We start from the raw sequence: 19,718 nt of genomic DNA, 5'->3' as shown, positions 1-19,718 counted from the left end.
TCCAGCAGTGCCGCCCGAGGACCGCAACTGCATGATCCTCTCCTACACCAACGACGACTGGCTCCTCGATCATCCACCTGCCGGAGGCGCAGCGCCTGATGGCCGCCCGCTTCCGCGCCACCATGGCCGGCCACCTCGCCGAGCCCGGCCGTCAGATGCTCCGGAAGCGGCTGCGCGCCGAGTCCCCGGAGTTCCGCGAGGTCTGGGACCGGCACGAGGTCATCGAACACCGGGGCCGCCGCAAGGAGTTCCTGAACCGCTACGTCGGCCATGTCAGCGTCGACCACACCGACCTGTGGCTCGGTCCCGAGGCGGGCCCGCGCATGGTGACCTACGCCCCCGCGGACGAGGAGTCCCGGCGACGGCTGGAGCGGCTGCACGCGATCGCCCTGGAGAGGACGCCGCCCGCGCGGACGTGAGCGAGGCTCGCAACGTCGTCGCCGTGGGGGATGACCGTCCGGAGTGGGGGAACTCGGGCGGTCCGAACAGAACCCCCCACATGCGAGGCGAGTCATGGCCGAGCAGAAGTCGTCGCAGCAGGTAGCAGGATCACCGGCACCGTCACCGTCGTCGACGCAGGGGCTTCCGCAGCCGTTGCGGGCGGCCGTGTCGGTCCTGGGGAAGGTGCCCGGGGCCGGGACGGTGGGCCGGGTGGCCGGCGGAGCGCTGGACCGGGTCGGGGCGGTGTCCCCCCGCGGCCGGCGGCTCGCGGTGTACGCCGGGGCCGGGGTGCTCGGTGTCGCGGGCGTCGTCGAATGGCCCGTCGCGGTCACCGGGGCGGCGGTGGCGTGGCTGACCCGGCCGAGGCCGGGGGAGCGGGAGGAGCCGGACGACGAAACCCGGCCCACCCCCCGGGTGCTGGCCTCGTCCCACGGCACCCCTGGCACCGCGTCCCACCAGGCGTCCGGGGCACCCTCCTCCGCGTCGCGCACACCCTCCGACAGGCTCCCTCCGCACGAGACGGCCGCACCGGCCGGCCCACGCGGCCCCGGGGGCTCCACCGCGCGCCGTGCCCGCTCCGGCGACTGAGGACGAACGATGAACCGAGGACTCACGACAGCCGCCGCGGGCCTCGTCCTGGCCGGCCCGCGCCTGCTCGCCCGGGGTACGCCCGCCGCGGTCGGCGCGGCCGCCGGAGCGGTGGCCGGAACGGCACGGGCCGGGGTACGCACCGCGGACTTCGCGGCCCGCACCACGAGGGCCGCCCGGGCGGCCCTCCCGGGAGCGTCCCCGCACTGGCGAGCGGGCCACCGGGTGCACATGGCGCTGCGCGCCGAGACGGACGGAACGGCCGGAGCGGAGGGAGGGGACGGTCGGGAGCACCGCGCCCGCTCCGCCCCCACCGAACACCGCGCCCGCCGTCTCGTCACCGCCCTCGCCGAGCACCCCGACATCGCGCTGGCCTACTGGGACGAGGGCCTCGGACGGCTCGTCGTGACCGCGGTGGAGGGTGTGGCCACCGAGCGCGTCGAGCAGCGGGTCGCGGCGCTGGCCGAGCGGTACGGCCTGGTGGCGGACGACCAGGACGTCGAGGAGCTCGCCCATCCCGGTGACCCCGGCTCGGTGCGGACCGCCGCCCTGGCGCTCGCCGCCGACGCCGTCGGAGCCGTCGCCGCGGTCACCGGGTCCGCGCTGCGGCTGCCCGCCTCGCCGCGGCCGGTGACCGCGGTGACGATGCTGCTGCGGGAGAACCCCCGCTTCAGAGGCCGGCTGCGGGAGCGACTCGGGAGCGCGCGGACGGACGTGGCGCTGGCCGCCGTGAACGCCGCCGTGCACGGTGCCGGCCAGAGCCCCACCTCCCTGCTGCTCGACGGCACCCTGCGCACCTGCCAGCTCGCCGAGGCCCTGGTCCGGACGGCCGCCTTCGAGACGGTCCACGACGACCTCTGCGTCCCCGACCGGGTCAGCGTGCCCGCCGACCAGGCCCTGCGCCCGCCCCCGCGCCCCTCGCCCGCCCAGGAGTACGCGGGCCACGCCTCGGCCGGCAGCCTCGGCGGCGCCGTCGCCGCGCTCCTCGTCAAACACGACGTGACCGAGGCCGCCGAGGCCGTCCTCGCGGGCTCCCCCAAGGCCGCGCGCTACGGCCCCGCCGCCTTCCACGCGGTACTGAGCGCGACCCTGTCGCGCTCCGGCGTCCTGGTGCGCGAGCCGGACCGGCTGCGGCAGCTGGAGACCGTCGGCACCGTCCTCCTGCACCCGAGCGCCCTGCGCACCCCGGGCGCGGGCGCCGACGCCTGGGCCGAGCCGGTGCTGGACGCGGCCCGCCGCGCCGGACTCCGGGTCGTCGTCCTGGACGACCCCGCGCTGGCCGACTTCACCGGCCTCGCCGACCAAGTCATGGACGCGGGGCGGCCGTTGCGGGACATCGTCGACCAACTCCGCGATGGCGAAGGCGGTGTACTCACCGTCGCACGCCCCCAGGACGCCGACGTCGTCGCCGGACTCCTCCGCGGCGACGTGGCCGTCTCCCTCACCGACGGCGGCAGCGCGGTCGCCTGGGGCGCCGACGTCCTCGCCCCGCACGGACTGCCCGACGTCTGGCGGCTGTTGACCGCCGTACCGGCGGCCCGCGCGGTCGGCCACCGCTCCCAGACCCTGGCCCGCTCGGGCGCCGCCCTGTCCGGACTCCTCGTCGCCGTCGGCGAGTCGGGCCGCGGCCGACGTCGTACGGCCATCCCCGGCCTCCGGCACGCACCCGTCGACGCGGCCGCGGCTGTCGCCCTGTTCACCGGCACCCGCGCCGCCCTGCGGGTGGCCGCCACGAGCCTCCCGCACCCGCGTCCCCGGGTGGCCTGGCACGCCCTGCACCCGGACGACGTACGCGACCGGCTGGAACAGGAGGCACCCCCGGAACCGACGCTCGTCGAGCAGACGACCGCACGGGTCCGCACCGCCGCCGACGCCGTCGTACGACTTCCCGTGCTGTCCCCCGCCAGGTGGTCGGCGCAGCTCGCCCGGGCCGTGCGCGGCGAGCTGGACGACCCGCTCACCCCCGTCCTGGCGGTCGGCTCGGCCGCGTCGGCGATCCTCGGGTCCGCGATGGACGCCCTGCTGGTGGTCGGCGCCCTCGACCTGAACGCGCTCGTCGGCGGCCTGCAGCGGCTGCGCGCCGAGCGGGCCCTGTCGGGGCTGCTGGCCCAGCAGAAGCAGAAGGCCCGGGTCGCCGAGGGGGACGCGGAACCGCACGTCGTCGACGCCGCCAGGCTGAGCCCCGGGGACGTCATCGAGCTCGCGCTGGACGACGTCGTGCCCGCCGACGCCCGGCTGCTGTGGGAGGACGGTCTGGAGGTCGACGAGTCCGCGCTGACCGGTGAGTCCCTGCCGGTGGGCAAGCGCACCGACCCGAGCCCCCGCGCCCCCGTCGCCGAACGGCACTGCATGGTCTTCGAGGGGACGACCGTGGTGGCCGGGAACGCCCGCGCGGTCGTCGTCGACACCGGCGACCGCACCGAGGCCGCCCGCGCCGTCGCGCTCGCCGCCCGTACCCCGGCCGCCGCCGGAGTCCAGGCCCGGCTCCAGGAACTCACCCGCAAGGCACTGCCGTTGACGATGGCGGGCGGCGCCGCCGTCACCGGGCTCGCCCTGGTGCGCGGCACACCCCTGCGCCAGGCGGTCAGCGGCGGGGTCGCGGTCGCGGTGGCCGCCGTACCGGAAGGGCTGCCGCTGGTGGCCACGGTCGCGCAGCTGGCGGCCGCCCGCCGGCTCAGCGCGCACGGCGTCCTGGTCCGCGCCCCGCGCACCCTCGAAGCCCTGGGCCGCATGGACACCATCTGCTTCGACAAGACCGGCACCCTCACCGAGAACCGGCTGCGCCTGGTCCGGGTCAGCGACGTGGACGGCACGGTCCACACCCCGGACGAGCCCGACGCGGACGGCCCGCTGCGCATCGCGGCCCGCGCCTGTCCCCAGCTCGACGGCGACTCCGGGCAGCGTCCGGCGCACGCCACCGACGAGGCCGTCCTGGACGCGGCCGCGCCCGACGAGGAGTGGACCCAGCTGGAGGGCCTTCCCTTCGAGGCCGGCCGCGGTTACGCCGCCGCCGTCGGACACCCCGGCGACGGCTCCCCGGTACTGGTCCTCAAGGGCGCCCCGGAGACCGTCCTGCCCGCCTGCGCCGACCTCCCCGCCGACGCCTCCGCCCGGGCCCAGTCGCTGGCCCGCGACGGCCTGCGCGTCCTGGCGGTCGCCCGGCGTCCGCTCGACGGCGACGGAGATGGCAACGGCAACGGCAACGACGGCGACCGGAGGGCCGTACTCGAAGAGCCTCTGCGGGACCTGGAGTTCGTGGGCCTGCTGGCCCTCGCCGACGTGGCCCGGGACACCTCCCCGGACCTGGTGCACGGACTGCGCGAGGCGGGCGTACGGCCGGTCGTGCTGACCGGCGACCACCCGCAGACCGCCCACGCCATCGCCACCGACCTCGGCTGGCCCGAGGACGCCACGGTCGTCACCGGCGACGAACTGGCCGCCGCCGACCGCTCGGCCCGCTCCCGGATGCTGCGCGACGCCGATGTCGTGGCCCGGGTCGCGCCCGAGCAGAAGCTCCAGGTCGTCGAGGCCCTCAGGGACGCGGGCCGGGTCGTCGGCATGGTCGGCGACGGCGCCAACGACGCGGCCGCCATCCGGGCCGCCGACATCGGCGTCGGCATCAACGCCCGCGGCTCGGCCGCCGCCCGCAACGCCGCCGACCTCGTCCTCACCGGCGACGACCTCACCGTCCTCATCGAGGCCGTCCGCGAGGGCCGCGCCCTGTGGCACTCCGTCGCCGACGCCATCGCCATCCTGATCGGCGGCAACGCGGGCGAGGTGGGCTTCGGCATCCTCGGCACCCTCCTGTCGGGCGCGGCACCCCTGTCCACCCGCCAGATGCTCCTGGTGAACCTCTTCACCGACCTTTTCCCGGCGATGGCCGTGGCCGTGACACCGACGGAGAAACCCACGGAGGCGGGGGACGAGCCCTCGGTCGACACGGTCCTGGGCGCCGCTCTGACCCGTCAGATCCGCGACCGCGCGATCACCACCTGCCTGGGCGCCACCGTGGCCTGGCTGATCGGCCGCTTCACCCCGGGCACGGCCCGCCGCTCGACGACGATGGCCCTGTGCGCGGTGGTGGGCACGCAGTTGGCCCAGACCCTCGCGGACCGCCGGGAGAGTCCGCTGGTCCGCGTGACGTCCCTGGGTTCGGCGGCGGTCCTGTTCGCGGTGGTGGAGACACCGGGCGTCAGCCAACTGCTCGGCTGCACACCGCTGGGACCAATGGCGTGGGCTGGGGTCGGGGCGGCGATCGGGCTGGCGGTGGCGGGTCAGAGGTTTCTGCCTGGACTGGAGCGAACGGTACTGAGTCACCTGCGCTGAGTTGACCCACCCAGGGGCGCGGGAAGCCCCACCGGCCGTCAGGCGCAAAACTACGCGCTGACCCCCGCCGCCTCGCGAACCTCCGCCGACTCCAGCCGCTCAGCCGTCCGCTCAGCGGAACGCCGGGCCCACGGCCCAGTGGTCACCGCCCCCAAAATCAGCACAGCGACCCCGCACCCGGCCAGAATCCACCACCCCGGCACCGCGGCGGACACGAACGCGTCCTTGTACGACGACGAACCGACCCCCGAGGCCAGCACCGCCCCGACCACCGCGACCCCGAGCGTCTGCCCGAGCTGGCGGCTGGTGGAGGCGACGGCCGCCGCGACCCCGGCCTGGGCGCGCGGCATCCCGGAGACCGCGGTGTTCGTGATCGGCGCGTTGACGAACCCGAAGCCGATCCCGAACAACAGGTACCCGAGCAACAGCGTCACGTCGGACGTCTCCGCGTCGAAGGCCGCGAAGAGCACCCCGCTCACCGTCATGGCGACCCCCGCGACCACCAACGGCAACCTCGGCCCCCGGCTCCCCACCAGCCGCCCGGCGAGGGGCGCGCACAGGAACATCGGCACCGCCATCGGCAGCATCCACAGGCCCGCGTGCAGCGCGTCCAGCCCCCGGACGTTCTGGAGGTACAGCGTCGACAGGAACAGGAACCCGCCAAGACCCGCGAACGCGCTGATCGCGATCACCGTGGCCCCGCTGAAGGGTGCGGACCCGAAGAACCGCAGGCCGATGAGGGGCTCGTCACGCCGGGGCTCGTACCAGAGGAGCCCGGCCAGCGCGAGGACGGTCACGACGGCGAAGGGCAGGACGTACGACAACCCCGAGGCCGGCGCCTCGATGATCGCGTACGTCAGCGAGCCGAACAGCGCGATCACCAGGAGCTGTCCGACCGGGTCGGGGCGGCGGGCCTTGGGCGCCCGGGACTCGGGGACGTACCGCAGGGTGAGCAGGAGGGCCGCGAGGCCCACCGGCAGGTTGACCCAGAAGATGGAGCGCCAGCCGACCGAGTCCACGAGCACCCCGCCGACCAGCGGTCCCGCGGCCATCGAGATGCCGATGACCGCGCCCCACACGCCGATCGCCCGCGCCCGCTCGCGCGGGTCGGTGAAGGTGTTGGTGATGATCGACATCGCGACCGGGTTGAGCATCGAACCGCCGACCGCCTGCACCATCCGGAAGGCGACCAGCGCCTCCAGGTTCGGCGCGGCGGAGCACAGTGCGGAGCCGATCGTGAAGACGACCAGGCCCGCCAGGAAGACGCGCTTACGGCCGATCCGGTCGGCCGTGGAGCCGGCCAGCATCAGCAGGGAGGCGAGGACCAGGGTGTACGCGTCGATCGTCCACTGGAGGCCCGCGGTGCTCGCGTCCAGGCCCCGCTGCATGGCGGGCAGGGCGACATTGAGGGCCGTGGTGTCGAGGCTCACGATCAGGAGGCTCATACAGCAGATCGCGAGGACCAGCATGCGTCGGCGATGGCTGAGCTCGGGCATGCGCTTCATCGTACGCCGATTTCAATAGTACGTCTAACTAATGGTTAGTGCATGATCGTGCACGATCCGTGCCGGCCGCCGCGAGGGATGCGTGACAATGGGGGAATGCAGATCGGTCCGCACCCCGTCCAGCCCCCCGTCGTCCTCGCCCCCATGGCCGGGATCACCAACGCGCCCTTTCGCACGCTGTGCAGGGAGTTCAGTGGCGGCAAGGGCCTGTTCGTCAGCGAGATGATCACGACTCGGGCGCTGGTCGAACGCAACGAGAAGACCATGCAGCTGATCCACTTCGACGAGAGCGAGAAGCCGCGCTCGATCCAGCTGTACGGCGTCGACCCGGCCACCGTCGGCAAGGCCGTCCGCATGATCGCGGAGGAGGACCTCGCCGACCACATCGACCTGAACTTCGGCTGCCCGGTCCCCAAGGTCACCCGCAAGGGCGGTGGCTCGGCGCTGCCGTTCAAGCGCCCGCTGCTGCGGGCGATCCTGCGGGAGGCCGTGAGCGGGGCGGGGGATCTGCCCGTCACGATGAAGATGCGCAAGGGCATCGACGACGATCACCTCACGTATCTGGACGCGGGGCGGATCGCGGTCGAGGAGGGCGTGACGGCGATCGCGCTCCATGGGCGGACGGCCGCGCAGCATTACGGCGGCACGGCGGACTGGTCCGCGATCGCCCGCCTGAAGGAGCACGTCCCGGAGATTCCCGTGCTCGGCAACGGGGACATCTGGTCGGCGTCGGACGCGCTGCGAATGGTGCGGGAGACGGGGTGCGACGGGGTGGTCGTGGGGCGGGGCTGCCTTGGCCGGCCGTGGCTGTTCGCGGACCTCGTGGCGGCGTTCGAGGGGCGTACGGACGACATCGCGCGGCCTTCGCTGCGGGAGGTGGCCGACGTCATGGTCCGGCACGCCACGCTGCTGGGGGAGTGGATCGGGGACGAGTCGCGTGGGGTGATCGACTTCCGTAAGCATGTGGCCTGGTACCTGAAGGGGTTCGCGGTCGGCAGCGAGATGCGCAAGCGGCTTGCGATCACGTCGTCGCTGTCCGAACTCCGGTCGGGGCTGGATGAGTTGGACCTTGACCAGCCATGGCCGACGGGGGCGGACGGGCCGCGTGGGCGTACGTCGGGCAACAATCGGGTGGTGCTGCCTGATGGGTGGCTGAAGGATCCGTATGACTGTGCGGGGGTTGGGGAGGACGCGGAGTTGGAGACGTCGGGGGGCTGAGGGTGCGGGTGCGGGTTGGTGGGGGCGGGCGTTTTTGCGCAGTTCCCCGCGCCCCTGGTGCCTGCGGCGCAGCTGCGGCTCCGGTGGGGGCTTGGGTAGCGCGTGGGGTGTCCGTCCTCGGTCCGGCGGCTCGGTTCCTTTGAGTAGTGCTCGGTGACGGACGCCGGCCGCTGCGGGCGGACACCCCCACCCCGTCCCCTGCGCGCCGTACGCGTCTAAAGGTGCGTCCACCTGTCCCACCTAGGGGCGCGGGGAACTTCGCGACCAGCCACGACGGACCCGCACTCGCTCGACAACCTGACCCGGCACCCCATAGGCGCCGGGCTCAAGCCCAGCGCAGCGTCACCCCTTCGACGGGTGCGGAGTTGAGCCGTACGCCCTCAGGAAGCGGTCTCGGAAGGAGCTCATTTTCCAGACGGGGGCGTTGTGGGCCGGCTTGAGGCCGTCTGTCCAGTTCCAGGACGTGATCTTGTCGAGGACCTTGGGATCCTTGGCGACGATGGAGATCGGCACGTCACGGCTGGCGTTCTCGCCGCTGACCCGGGCGATCGGCTGGTGGTCGCCGAGGAAGACGAGGACCGTGTCGTCGTTGCCGTAGCGCTCCAGCCACTGGGTCAGTGAAGTGACCGAGTAGGAGATGGACTTGCCGTACTCCTGCTTGGAGCGGGTGGGGTCGGCGATGATGTCGGATGCTTTGTTGCCCGCCTTCTGGATGGCCTTGAAGACCGAGCCGTCGCCGAGGTCGTTCCAGTCGACCGTCTTCGGGATGGGGGCCCAGGGCTGGTGGCTGGAGGTCAGGATGATCTCGGACATCAGCGGCTTGTCGCGCTTCTTGCCGTGGATCCGCTTCTGGTAGGCCTCCAGGGCGTACTGGTCGGGCATGGTCGACCAGCTGAACTTGGGGCCCTGGTAGCCGAGTTGGAAGGCGTTGTAGACCTTGTCGAGGCCGTAGTACTTCTGTTCCGGCCAGCCCTTCTGGACGCCCGGCATCACCCCGACCGTGTCCCAGGCGCCGGTCTTCCTGAAGGCCTTGGTGAGGCTGAGGTGGTCGCTGGCCATGACCGTGCGGTAGCGCTGCTGGTTGTCGATCCAGAGGCCGGAGAGGGTCGTCGAGTGGCCGAGCCAGCTGCTGCCGCCGTACGTCGCCGAGGTGAGCCACCCGCTCTTCGCGTGGAAGCCGGCCTTCGCGAGGGCCGCGGTGCTCGTGTCGAGGGTCTTGTCGACGCCGGGCGCGATGCCCGGGTCCTCGACGGCGCTGCGCCCGTAGCTCTCGATGAAGGTGAAGATCATGTCCTTGCCGCGCAGGTCGGGCACCAGCTGGGCGCCCGGCGTGTTCCCGAAGGCGTCGACCTTGGCCACCTTCTGGAAATCCGCCTCGTCCCGCACGGTGTACACCACCCGTTTCGCCTGGAGCGCGGTGAGCGCGGCGGTGTGTTCGGAGGCCAGCGGGATGCCGAGGACCTGGAGGCCGAGGGCGGAACAGGTGACCCAGACGGTGGCGGCGAGGAGGGTGCCGCGGGTGGCCGCCCGGCGGTCCAGGACCAGCAGGCCGCTCAGCCGGACCATCGCCAGCGTCATGACGGCCAGGACCAGGAGCACCAGGACGACCACGCCGATCACGGCCGCGACCGCCACGGCCCCGCCCATCGAGTCCGCGACGTACGACTGCGCGTCGTCGAGCAGCTCCCAGTCGAGGACGGGGTTGAAGGGCCGCCCGAGGTAGTCGTTGAAGCCCATGTCGAGCAGGTTCAGGATCGTCATCACCCCGAGCCCCGCGCCGGACACCACGGCCACCACCAGCCGCGGCCGGCGCGGCAGCGCGAGCATCACGGCCGCCCCGATGATCGCCTCGGCCGGAATCCGCACGAACGCCCGCGGCTGCAGGTAGGCGATCTTGTTCGGCAGGAGCAGGGCCCCGAGGACGAGCACGGCGGCGAGGATGTTCAGGGCCCAGCGCACGTTCCGTACGGCGGTGGGGTGGGCCTCCCGCCACCGGACGAACCTCGCGCGCGGGGACTGCTGGTCCGTGTCGGCCGCCTCGACCTCGGGTGACGTGCTCTCTGCAAGGGTCTCGGACACCCGAGGGTCCTTCCGTACGGTCCGTGGTGGAAGGCGGACCCGATATGGGGTCTCGGATCCGCCACAGTCCCGTACGGCTCGCCTCGAGCCACAGTTCACCGGCCAGAGCAAACACCGGGCAAACGCCTGGCCAACAGGTCCACCCCTCCGATCAGGCGCCGCCGACCGCCGTCAGCAAGGCGAGAGGGGCCGCCGCGGACCGCGACTCCCGCACGCACGCGTGCGGATACGGCACCGGCTCGCCGTGGGACTCCCGCCCGTACCCCGCCAGCACCTCCGGCAACCGGTGCCCGGTCGCCGTCGCCGCGTCCACCAGCCCGTGCGCCACCGCCCGCGCCTCGTCGTGCAGGCCGTAGCGGGCGAGCCCCAGCGTGATCAGCGCGTTGTCGTGCGGCCAGACCGAGCCCCGGTGGTAGGAGAGCGGGTGGTAGGCCGGCTGGCCGGAGGCCAGGGTGCGTACGCCCCAGCCGGAGAAGAAGTCCGGCTCCAGCAGGCGCCGGCCCACCAGCTCGCCGTACTCCTTGTCGAGCAGCCCGGACCACAGCAGATGTCCTGCGTCGGATGCCAGCGCGTCGACCTGGCCGCCCTCTCCGTCCAGTGCGAGGGCCGGGAAGGAGCGGTCCGGCATCCAGAAGTCCCGCTGGAAGCGGTCCCGCAGATCCGCCGCGGCCTGTTCGAGGAGGGCCGCGTACGTCTCGTCCCCCCACACCGTGCGGGCGACCCACGCGGTCCGGCGCAGCGCGTCGTACGCGTAGCCCTGGGCGCCCGCCGCCATCACCGGGCCGCTCGGGCGGGTCCCGTCGGCGCCGCAGATCGAGCCTGGGGAGTCCTTCCAGTTCTGGTTGGCGAGGCCGCCCTGGTCGGCGCGGTAGACGAGGTAGCCGCGCGAGGTGAGGCCGCCGTGGTCGAGCATCCAGCCGATCGCGGCGCGGGCGTGGGACTCCAGGCGCCGGGCGAGGGAGGCGTCCCCGGTCTGTTCCACATAGGCGCCGAGCAGGACGAGGAACAGCGGGGTCGCGTCGACCGAGCCGTAGTAGCGGCCGTACGGCACCTGCTCGAAGTGCGCGAGCTCCCCGTGCCGCACCTCGTGCACGATCTTGCCGGGCTGGGCCACGGAGGCCGCGCCGACCTCGGTGGCCTGGGTCGCGGCGAGCGCGGGCAGGGTCGCGGCGGCCAGCTGGGGGCGGTAGGGGAGGGCGAAGAGCGCGGTGAGGAGGGCGTCGCGGCCGAGGAGGGTGAGGAACCAGGGGGCTCCGGCGGCCGGCACGCGCAGCTCCTCGCCGTCCGGGCCGGTCGCCGGGACCTGGAGCGAGGCGAGGTCGGCGAGACCGCGGGCGCAGGCGGCGGCCAGCTCGGGCCAGCCGGTCGGGAAGGCCACGCCCTCCACGAACTCGCCCTCCATCGCGAGGAGTTGACGGTTCAGGGCGGCGGGGGAGCTCGGTACCCGGCGGGTCCGCCGGTCGCCGTGCGGGCGGGCCATCACGCGCAGGGTCAGCTCGGCCGTGCCGTGCGGCTCCAGATCGAGCTTCCACACCAGGCGCCTGGCTCCGGTGCCCGTCTCCTCGACGCCGTCCGGGGCGGGGTCGGCCGTCACCGTCGTACAGGAACGCCATTCGCGGCGCTGATAGCCGAACTCCACGCCGTCGTCGAGGACTTCGCGGGTGCGGGTCGCGCCGGTCTTCGTGTAGGTGCGGTGGTCGGAGCGGAGTTCGAACTGGTCGGTGAAGTCGGCGTCCGCGGTGATCGCGAGCCGGACCGTCGTCGGTACCGGCCGGTTGCTGGTGATCCGGAGGGATTCGACGAACGAGCCGTCCCCCGCCGCCTGTTCGCGGAAGAGGGTGTGCGCGGGGGGTTCCTGGCGGCCGCCTCGCGGGACGAGGACACAGCGCGCGGTGTCGCCGTCGGCCACCGGCGACAGGGCCTCCGGTACCGCGCCGTCGACCGTGAGCTGCCAGCGGCTCAGGTGCCGGGCGTCGCGGACGAACAACCCGTCCGGGGAACTGCCGGCGCTCCGGACGCCGCTGATGTCGCCGCTGTCCCCCACGGCAGCGAACGTCCCGCCGTGCACGAGCAGATGATGCCGGTCCGTCATCGCCGGTTCCCTCCCTTGAGTTCCATGTCCGCCGTGACTGTGGTGTCGCTGTGCAGCAGGTCGAGCGCGAGCGCGGCGGTCCAGCTGAAGCCGGTCGCCCCGCAGGCCTCGCCGGTGTACGGGTCGACGTACTCCGCGAAGTCGGTCTTCTCGGCGAGTTCGAGGACCGACTGCCGCAGGGCGTCGGCCTGTGGGAGCTCCCCCTGGGTGCGCAGCCCTCGCTCCACGAGCCAGGCGGTGTTGAACCAGGCCGGGCCGCGCCAGTAGCGGTGCGGGTCGAAGGCCTCGCCGAGGAGGTCGTAGCTGGGCAGGAGGCGGGTGGTGGTACCGAGGCCGAAGTGGGGGCCGGACGCGGTGTGCAGGAGGGTTGAGACGATGGCCCGCGGGAGGCCGGGGAGGAGGAGCGGGACGAGGCCGGAGACACCGCGCTCGGGGATCAGGGCGCCGCGGCCGTCCGGGGCGGGGGCCCTGAGGTCCCGGCACAGGAACATCCCGCTCGCCGGGTCCCACAGCCGCTCCACCAGAGCCTCCGTGAGCCGCTCCGCGCGCGCGTGCCGGGCCGTGCCGGGTGCGCCCAGTTCGGCGGCGATCCGGGCGAGGGCGTGCTCGGAGGCGATGAGCAGGGCGTTGAAGGCGGGGTCCTCGACGGCGAACCCGCCGGTGCCGGCACCCCGACCCCCGCCCGGCCCATCCCTGTACCCGGCGTCCCGGTAGTCCGTCGCGAGGCGCACGTACCGTCCGTAGTCCAGGTCCGTCGGCCGGTCCTCGGCCGCCCCGTGGTCGAGGTCGGCGCGGCGGAAGGAGCGGGCCGGGGCCGGGGTGACACGGGAGAGCGGGAGGTCCCAGGCGGGGCTGTTGTCCATACCCTGTTCCCAGGGGTGCACGACGGACGCGAGGCCGCCGCCGCCCAGGTCCCGGCGGTGCAGGAGATAGCGGTGCCAGGCGGCCAGACGGGGGTACACCCGGGCGAGGAAGCCGCGCGACCGGGACAGACCGGGGTCGGCGCGGTGGACCAGCCACGCGGCCAGCGCGTGGACCGGTGGCTGCACGATGCCGGACGTCTGTACGGTGCGCGGGGCGCCCGCCGTGCGCCCCGCGGTGGAGGAGCGCCAGAAGTCGGGGCTCGGGAAGTAGGCGTCGAGCGGTACGGAGGGGTTGAAGACGATGTGCGGGACACGCCCGTCGCCCCACTGGGCGGTCAGCAGGGTCTCCAGCTCCGTCTGCGCCCGCAGCGGCGAGAGGTGGCGCAGGCCGATCGCGATGAATGCGGAGTCCCAGGACCACTGGTGCGGGTACAGACCGCGCGAGGGCACCGTGGAGGCGCCGGTCCAGTTGCCCTCCAGCACCCTCGCCGCCCCCACGTGCAGGGAAGGCGGCGAACCCGGCGGATCGTATGCGATCGAGCGCTCCGCGGAACGGCTGATGAGCTGGGCAGTGCGATCCACTCGGGGCTCCCCGAAAGACGTGTGGCTGACCGGTTCGGTCAGGGCTACCGTAGGGTTACGTCTATTTAACACGCAAAACTCAATATGTAATGCAGAGTTGGGAAACACAAGGGGGTGCGCATGGGTGGACGGAGTCAGACCGGCGCCGGAGATCTGCTCGAACTGGTGCGCAGCGGGCGAGCCGTCACGCGCGGCGCGCTCCAGCAGGCCACCGGACTGTCCCGGGCGACCGTCGGCCAGCGCCTCGACCGGCTCTTCCGCGCGGGCTGGCTGCGCGAGGGCGCCGGAGGCCCCGTGGACTCCCCGCTGGGCGGCCGCCCCTCCATCACCCTGGAGTTCGACGACGCCCACGCCGTGGTCCTCGCCGCCGACCTGGAGACCCGCCACGCGCGCGCGGCCGTGCTCTCCCTGACCGGCGAGATCCTCGCCGAGCACAGCGGCACCCTGGTGATCGAGGACGGCCCGGACGCGGTGCTCGGCGAGCTGGGCCACTGGTTCGCCGAACTGCTGGAGAAGGCGGGGCGGCGGGCGGCGGAGGTCTGCGGGATCGGGCTCGCCGTGCCGGGCCCGGTCGACCTGGAGAGCGGCCGGGTGGTCCAGCCGCCGATCATGCCCGGCTGGGACGGCTACGACATACGAGGCCGCCTCGCCAGAGCCTTCACCGAGCACACCGGCGCGGGCCCGGTCCCGGTGCTCGTCGACAACGACGCCAACCTCATGGCGTACGGCGAACAGCGCACCTCCCACCCCGACTGCTCGGCGTTCGTGCTGGTCAAGGTCTCGACCGGCATCGGCGCCGGAGTCGTGGTCGACGGCTCGGTCTACCGGGGCATCGACGGCGGCGCGGGCGACCTCGGCCACATCCGGGTGCCGGCCGGCGCGGAGGCGCTGTGCCGGTGCGGGTCCTACGGCTGCCTCGCCGCCGTCGCGAGCGGAGGTGCCGTGGCCCGTCGGCTGGCGGCGGCCGGGGTGCCCGCGGCCTCGGGCTCGGACGTGCGGGACCTGCTGGCGTCCGGGCATCCCGAGGCGGCGGCGCTCGCGCGGGAGGCGGGGCGGCACGTCGGGGACGTCCTCGCGACCGTGGTGACCCTGCTGAACCCCGGGGTCCTGATGATCGCCGGGGATTTGGCCGGAACTCCCTTCCTCACCGGTGTCCGGGAGCTGCTGTACCAGCGGGCGCTGCCGCGCTCCACCGCCGGCCTGGAGGTCGTGACCTCGCGGCTGGGGGAGCGGGCCGGGCTGGTCGGGGCGGGTGCGCTGGTCGTGGAGTGTCTGTACGCGCCCGAGCGGGTCGAGGAGCGGTTGCTGGCCATGGGCGTATGACGTCCGTGTTGCGGTCCCGATACTCGTCCGCATGGTGAAATCCGGTGCGCTGTGGCAGCGTGATTCTCGCCACGCTTGATAGGGGTCGCGCTCGAATGAGCGGATCTTGGGCGACTGCACTTCTCCAAGGGGTGGCACTGAGTGCCACCCCTTGATCGTTCATCGATCGAAATCAGGCGTGCCGCCTGCCGCTCAGATGAGCGATTCTGGCGGCTTGCGAGGGTTATTGCGTTCAAGAAGTGAAAACATCGGGCCCGTGTCGCTTGCCAAGCTTTGACTTTCGATCCGCTGGCGGACGGCTGGTTACGGGCGTATGACGCCCGAGTAGACGTACCCAGACGCCTTCGATCTGGGTATGTTCCTCGCCGTCAGGGCAGCCACCGCGTCCTCGAGGGAGTCGAGACCCGTGTCGGAAAACAAAGAACCCCACGTAGCGAAGTTCGTCTACGACTTCACCGAGGGAAACAAGGACCTCAAGGACCTCCTGGGTGGCAAGGGCGCGAACCTCGCCGAGATGACCAACCTGGGACTCCCCGTTCCCCCCGGCTTCACCATCACGACCGAAGCCTGCAAGGTCTACCTGGAGAGCGGCGAGGAGCCGGCGGCACTGCGTGACGAGGTGAGTGCGCACCTCGACGCGCTGGAGCAGCGCATGGGCAAGAAGCTCGGCCAGGCCGACGACCCGCTGCTCGTCTCGGTCCGCTCGGGCGCGAAGTTCTCCATGCCGGGAATGATGGACACGGTCCTGAACATCGGCCTCTCCGACAAGTCGGTCCAGGGTCTCGCCCAGCAGGCCGGCGACGACCGCTTCGCCTGGGACTCCTACCGGCGCCTCATCCAGATGTTCGGCAAGACCGTCCTCGGCGTCGACGGCGACCTCTTCGAGGAGGCTCTGGAGAAGGCCAAGGAGGCCAAGAAGGTCTCGGTCGACACCGACCTGGAGGCCGCCGACCTCAAGAAGCTCGTCACCGCCTTCAAGAAGATCGTCAAGAAGGAGGCGGGCCGGGACTTCCCGCAGGACGCGCGCGAGCAGATGGACCTCGCCATCCACGCGGTCTTCGACTCCTGGAACACCGACCGCGCCAAGCTCTACCGCCGCCAGGAGCGCATCCCCGGCGACCTGGGCACCGCGGTCAATGTCTGCTCGATGGTCTTCGGCAACCTCGGCCCCGACTCCGGCACCGGCGTCGCCTTCACCCGCGACCCCGCCTCCGGCCACCAGGGCGTCTACGGCGACTACCTCCAGAACGCGCAGGGCGAGGACGTCGTCGCGGGCATCCGCAACACCGTCCCGCTCGCGGAGCTGGAGCAGATCGACAAGAAGTCGTACGACCAGCTGATGCAGATCATGGAGACGCTGGAGAACCACTACAAGGACCTCTGCGACATCGAGTTCACCATCGAGCGCGGTCAGCTGTGGATGCTCCAGACCCGGGTCGGCAAGCGCACGGCGGGCGCGGCCTTCCGGATCGCGACCCAGCTCGTCGACCAGGGCCTGATCGACGAGGCAGAGGCGCTCCAGCGCGTCACCGGCGCCCAGCTGGCCCAGCTGATGTTCCCGCGCTTCGACGAGAACACCAAGGTCGCGCAGGTCGGCCGGGGCATCGCGGCCTCGCCGGGCGCGGCCGTCGGCAAGGCGGTCTTCGACTCGTACACGGCCGTCAAGTGGTCCCGTTCGGGCGAGAAGGTCATCCTGGTCCGCCGGGAGACCAACCCCGACGACCTGGACGGCATGATCGCGGCCGAGGGCATCCTGACCTCCCGGGGCGGCAAGACCTCCCACGCGGCCGTCGTAGCGCGCGGCATGGGCAAGACCTGTGTCTGCGGCGCCGAGGAGCTGGAGGTCGACACCAAGCGGCGCCGGATGACGGTTCCGGGCGGGCACGTGGTGGAGGAGGGCGACCTGATCTCCATCGACGGGTCGTCCGGGAAGGTCTACCTGGGCGAGGTTCCGGTCGTCCCGTCTCCCGTCGTGGAGTACTTCGAGGGCCGGATGCACGCGGGCGCCAACGACGCCGACGAGCTGGTCGAGGCCGTGCACCGGATCATGGCGTTCGCGGACCGCAAGCGCCGGCTGCGGGTCCGTGCCAACGCGGACAACGCCGAGGACGCGCTGCGGGCCCGTCGCTTCGGCGCGCAGGGCATCGGCCTGTGCCGGACCGAGCACATGTTCCTCGGTGACCGCCGTGAGCTGGTCGAGCGGCTCATCCTGGCCGACACAGAGGACGAGCGCGAGGAGTCGCTGAAGGCGCTGCTCCCGCTCCAGAAGAAGGACTTCGTGGAGCTGTTCTCGGCGATGGACGGCCTTCCGGTGACGGTCCGCCTCCTGGACCCGCCGCTGCACGAGTTCCTCCCCGACATCACCGAGCTGTCGGTCCGCGTGGCCCTCGCGGAGTCCCGCCAGGAGCCGCACGAGAACGAGCTGCGTCTCCTGCAGGCCGTGCACCGCCTGCACGAGCAGAACCCGATGCTGGGCCTGCGCGGAGTGCGCCTCGGTCTGGTCATCCCCGGCCTGTTCACCATGCAGGTCCGGGCGATCGCGGAGGCCGCGGCCGAGCGCAAGAACGCCAAGGGCGACCCGCGCGCGGAGATCATGATCCCGCTCGTCGGCACCGTCCAGGAACTGGAGATCGTCCGCGAGGAGGCCGACCAGGTCGTCGCGGAGGTCGAGGCGGCGACGGGCGTGGAGCTGAAGCTGTCGATCGGCACGATGATCGAGCTGCCGCGCGCCGCGCTGACCGCCGGGCAGATCGCGGAGGCGGCGGAGTTCTTCTCCTTCGGCACGAACGACCTCACCCAGACGGTGTGGGGCTTCAGCCGGGACGACGTGGAGGCCTCCTTCTTCACCGCCTACCTGGAGAAGGGCATCTTCGGGGTGTCGCCGTTCGAGACGATCGACAAGGACGGCGTCGGCTCCCTGGTGAAGCTGGCCGCGGAGGCGGGGCGCAGGACCCGCCCGGAGCTCAAGCTCGGCGTCTGCGGCGAGCACGGCGGCGACCCGGAGTCGGTCCACTTCTTCCACGAGGTGGGTCTGGACTACGTCTCCTGCTCCCCGTTCCGCATCCCGGTCGCCCGACTTGAGGCGGGGCGCGCGGCGATCACGGCGAACGGAAGCGACCACCGGTAGGCCTCCGACGGCTACGGCTACGGCTACGGCTACGGTCACGGCCACGGCCATGGGAACCCCGGAACCGCCGTCCGTCCCCGACCCTCACCCGATGGGCGGCGGTTCCGGAGCACGAAGAGAGGGCGGCACCCTGTGCGGGGGGTGCCGCCCTCTCGTGCATCAGCTGTCAGGCGCGTTCCGGCTCCTCTGGCTCTTCTGTGGCCGCGGCCCTGTCGCGACGGCGGCCCAGCACGGTGCATCCCACGATCACCAAGCCGATGGTGATGATCCGCGCGGCCTGGTAGTAGCCGGCCGCCAGTTCCTCCGGGGTGCCGGGCAGCCGGAAATAGACCCACGCGGCCGCGAGAGCCCCGAAGACGATCAGTGCGATGGCCCCCCACGTCCCGAGGTCGGCCCACCAGGGCCCCGGGTCGTAACCCCGCTCGTCGGTGTGCTCGATGTCCTTGCCGGTCACGGTCTGTTCTCCTGGGCGTGCGGGGATGGTCGCGCGGGAAGACGTGGGCGGGGCCCGGGAGGTTCATCGGACCACCCGCGCTGCGGATGTCGAGAACGTGTCGTCGGCTCCGTCCCAGGGGCATCGGCGGCCACCACCGGCCGCATCGGGAAGAGGGAGAGACCGGCATGGCGATTCAGCGGATGGACAACGTCGGCATCGTCGTCGAGGACCTGGACGCCGCTGTCGCGTTCTTCGTGGAACTCGGTATGGAGCTGGAGGGCAGGGCCGAGGTCGAGGGCCCTGTCGCCGACCAGTGCACCGGACTCGACGGCGTCCACTGCGACATCGCGATGGTCCGGACCCCGGACGGTCACAGCCGGCTCGAGCTGGCGAAGTACCGCAGCCCCGCGGCGATCGGCACCGAGCCGCGCAACCGGCCGCACAACATCCTGGGCACGCACCGCGTCATGTTCGCCGTCGACGACCTTGAGGACACCGTCGCCCGTCTGCGCCCTCACGGCGCCGCACTCCTCGGCGGGATCGCCCGGTTCGAGGACAGTTACCTGCTCTGCTACGTCCGCGGTCCGGAGGGCGTCATCGTCGGACTGGCCGAGCGGCTGAGCTGAGCACGAAGGGGGCCGGGCCGTGCTGCGCGGACCCCGGGAGGGCCCGCGCCTCAGCGCTCGGCGCGGCGCCTGCGGGCCGACGCCACCAGCGCACCGCCGGTGAGCAGGACGGCCGAGCCGGCGGCCGCGAGGTACACGGTGGTGTCGCCACCGCCGCCGGTCTCGGCGAGGCGCGTGCCCTTCTTGCCGGTGTCCTCGGCCGGTGCCGCCGCCTGGTCGTCGTGGGCCTTGAAGTCCGCGGGCGGCCGGTCGCAGCCGATGCCGTCGCCGTCCCGGTCGAGATGGCTGCCGTAGTGCTCGTCGCCCTCGGGGATGTTCGCGTATCCGGCGGCGTACGCCTCGGTGCAGTTCTCGAACGGGTGGTCACCGTCGTGTGCCGAGGCGGCGCCCGGCAGCACGGCCAGCGCCAGCGCGGCGACGACGATGGCGCCGGGCTTGCGGAGCAGGTTCACAGCAGGTCCCTCCAGGTTCATGGTGATATCCGTGCGCGTGATCAAGAAGTGGCGATCAGC

The 19,718-nt window shown here is 72.6% G+C and carries 12 protein-coding genes and 1 pseudogene; 7 read left to right on the top strand and 6 right to left on the bottom strand.

Annotated elements, in window-relative coordinates; all coding sequences use genetic code 11:
• Positions 1–4: 4 nt before the first annotated feature.
• The 3 genes and pseudogenes from H293_RS52500 to H293_RS0102175 all read left to right on the top strand — a co-directional run.
• Positions 5–419, top strand: a pseudogene (locus H293_RS52500) (MmyB family transcriptional regulator); the annotation flags it as partial.
• Between the two features lie 94 nt (positions 420–513).
• Positions 514–1,029, top strand: a complete 516-nt coding sequence (locus H293_RS59800; protein ID WP_259294405.1) for a hypothetical protein — start codon at positions 514–516, stop codon at positions 1,027–1,029.
• A 9-nt stretch (positions 1,030–1,038) separates the two neighbouring features.
• Positions 1,039–5,355, top strand: coding sequence for a cation-translocating P-type ATPase (locus tag H293_RS0102175; protein WP_020116243.1), 4,317 nt, complete (start codon positions 1,039–1,041; stop codon positions 5,353–5,355).
• A gap of 50 nt (positions 5,356–5,405) precedes the next feature.
• On the opposite strand, the gene H293_RS0102170 is transcribed toward H293_RS0102175, so the two are convergent.
• Entirely contained in the window at positions 5,406–6,851 is a 1,446-nt protein-coding gene (locus H293_RS0102170; protein ID WP_028807466.1) for an MFS transporter, read from the bottom strand.
• A gap of 105 nt (positions 6,852–6,956) precedes the next feature.
• Here H293_RS0102170 and dusB point away from each other — a divergent pair, with 105 nt between their 5' ends.
• A complete protein-coding gene (gene dusB, locus H293_RS0102165; RefSeq protein WP_020116241.1) occupies positions 6,957–8,078 on the top strand; it encodes a tRNA dihydrouridine synthase DusB in 1,122 nt (373 codons plus the stop codon).
• A 342-nt stretch (positions 8,079–8,420) separates the two neighbouring features.
• On the opposite strand, the gene H293_RS0102160 is transcribed toward dusB, so the two are convergent.
• The 3 genes from H293_RS0102160 to H293_RS0102150 all read right to left on the bottom strand — a co-directional run bounded on the left by H293_RS0102160 (position 8,421) and on the right by H293_RS0102150 (position 13,694).
• Complete coding sequence (locus tag H293_RS0102160) at positions 8,421–10,157, bottom strand: LTA synthase family protein (protein WP_020116240.1); 1,737 nt, start codon at positions 10,155–10,157, stop codon at positions 8,421–8,423.
• A gap of 151 nt (positions 10,158–10,308) precedes the next feature.
• Positions 10,309–12,249 (bottom strand): amylo-alpha-1,6-glucosidase, encoded by a 1,941-nt coding sequence (locus tag H293_RS0102155; protein WP_020116239.1) that lies wholly within the window; start codon positions 12,247–12,249, stop codon positions 10,309–10,311.
• Positions 12,246–13,694 carry an MGH1-like glycoside hydrolase domain-containing protein gene (locus H293_RS0102150; RefSeq protein ID WP_020116238.1) on the bottom strand — a complete coding sequence of 483 codons (1,449 nt, stop codon included), beginning with the start codon at positions 13,692–13,694 and terminating at the stop codon, positions 12,246–12,248. Before H293_RS0102150 ends, H293_RS0102155 begins: the two co-directional genes overlap by 4 nt.
• A 120-nt stretch (positions 13,695–13,814) precedes the next feature.
• On the opposite strand from H293_RS0102150, the gene H293_RS0102145 reads away from it, so the two are divergent.
• Positions 13,815–15,017, top strand: coding sequence for an ROK family transcriptional regulator (locus tag H293_RS0102145; protein ID WP_020116237.1), 1,203 nt, complete (start codon positions 13,815–13,817; stop codon positions 15,015–15,017).
• 406 nt (positions 15,018–15,423) lie between these two features.
• Positions 15,424–18,144, top strand: coding sequence for a pyruvate, phosphate dikinase (ppdK, locus tag H293_RS0102140; RefSeq protein ID WP_020116236.1), 2,721 nt, complete (start codon positions 15,424–15,426; stop codon positions 18,142–18,144).
• 166 nt (positions 18,145–18,310) lie between these two features.
• Here ppdK and H293_RS0102135 read toward each other — a convergent pair whose 3' ends face one another.
• The gene (locus tag H293_RS0102135) at positions 18,311–18,598 is read right to left on the bottom strand and encodes a hypothetical protein (protein WP_020116235.1); all 288 of its coding nucleotides are present in this window, start codon (positions 18,596–18,598) and stop codon (positions 18,311–18,313) included.
• A 167-nt stretch (positions 18,599–18,765) separates the two neighbouring features.
• Between H293_RS0102135 and H293_RS0102130 the strand changes: the two genes are divergently transcribed.
• The gene (locus tag H293_RS0102130; protein WP_020116234.1) at positions 18,766–19,206 is read left to right on the top strand and encodes a VOC family protein; all 441 of its coding nucleotides are present in this window, start codon (positions 18,766–18,768) and stop codon (positions 19,204–19,206) included.
• 50 nt (positions 19,207–19,256) lie between these two features.
• On the opposite strand, the gene H293_RS0102125 is transcribed toward H293_RS0102130, so the two are convergent.
• Positions 19,257–19,679, bottom strand: coding sequence for an excalibur calcium-binding domain-containing protein (locus H293_RS0102125; protein ID WP_106968227.1), 423 nt, complete (start codon positions 19,677–19,679; stop codon positions 19,257–19,259).
• Between the last annotated feature and the right edge of the window lie 39 nt (positions 19,680–19,718).

Origin of the sequence: Streptomyces canus 299MFChir4.1 (assembly GCF_000383615.1) — a bacterium.
Lineage (GTDB): Bacteria > Actinomycetota > Actinomycetes > Streptomycetales > Streptomycetaceae > Streptomyces > Streptomyces canus_C.
The sequence above is the reverse complement of the archived record's forward strand: the minus strand, read 5'-3'. Positions and strand labels throughout refer to the sequence as shown.

Bases quoted from the DNA above. Each gene is read 5' to 3' on its own strand.
- H293_RS59800 (WP_259294405.1), top strand. From the start codon at position 514: ATGGCCGAGCAGAAGTCGTCGCAGCAGGTAGCAGGATCACCGGCACCG.
- H293_RS0102175 (WP_020116243.1), top strand. From the start codon at position 1,039: ATGAACCGAGGACTCACGACAGCCGCCGCGGGCCTCGTCCTGGCCGGC.
- H293_RS0102170 (WP_028807466.1), bottom strand. From the start codon at position 6,851: ATGCCCGAGCTCAGCCATCGCCGACGCATGCTGGTCCTCGCGATCTGC.
- dusB (WP_020116241.1), top strand. From the start codon at position 6,957: ATGCAGATCGGTCCGCACCCCGTCCAGCCCCCCGTCGTCCTCGCCCCC.
- H293_RS0102155 (WP_020116239.1), bottom strand. From the start codon at position 12,249: ATGACGGACCGGCATCATCTGCTCGTGCACGGCGGGACGTTCGCTGCC.
- H293_RS0102145 (WP_020116237.1), top strand. From the start codon at position 13,815: ATGGGTGGACGGAGTCAGACCGGCGCCGGAGATCTGCTCGAACTGGTG.
- H293_RS0102130 (WP_020116234.1), top strand. From the start codon at position 18,766: ATGGCGATTCAGCGGATGGACAACGTCGGCATCGTCGTCGAGGACCTG.
- H293_RS0102125 (WP_106968227.1), bottom strand. From the start codon at position 19,679: ATGAACCTGGAGGGACCTGCTGTGAACCTGCTCCGCAAGCCCGGCGCC.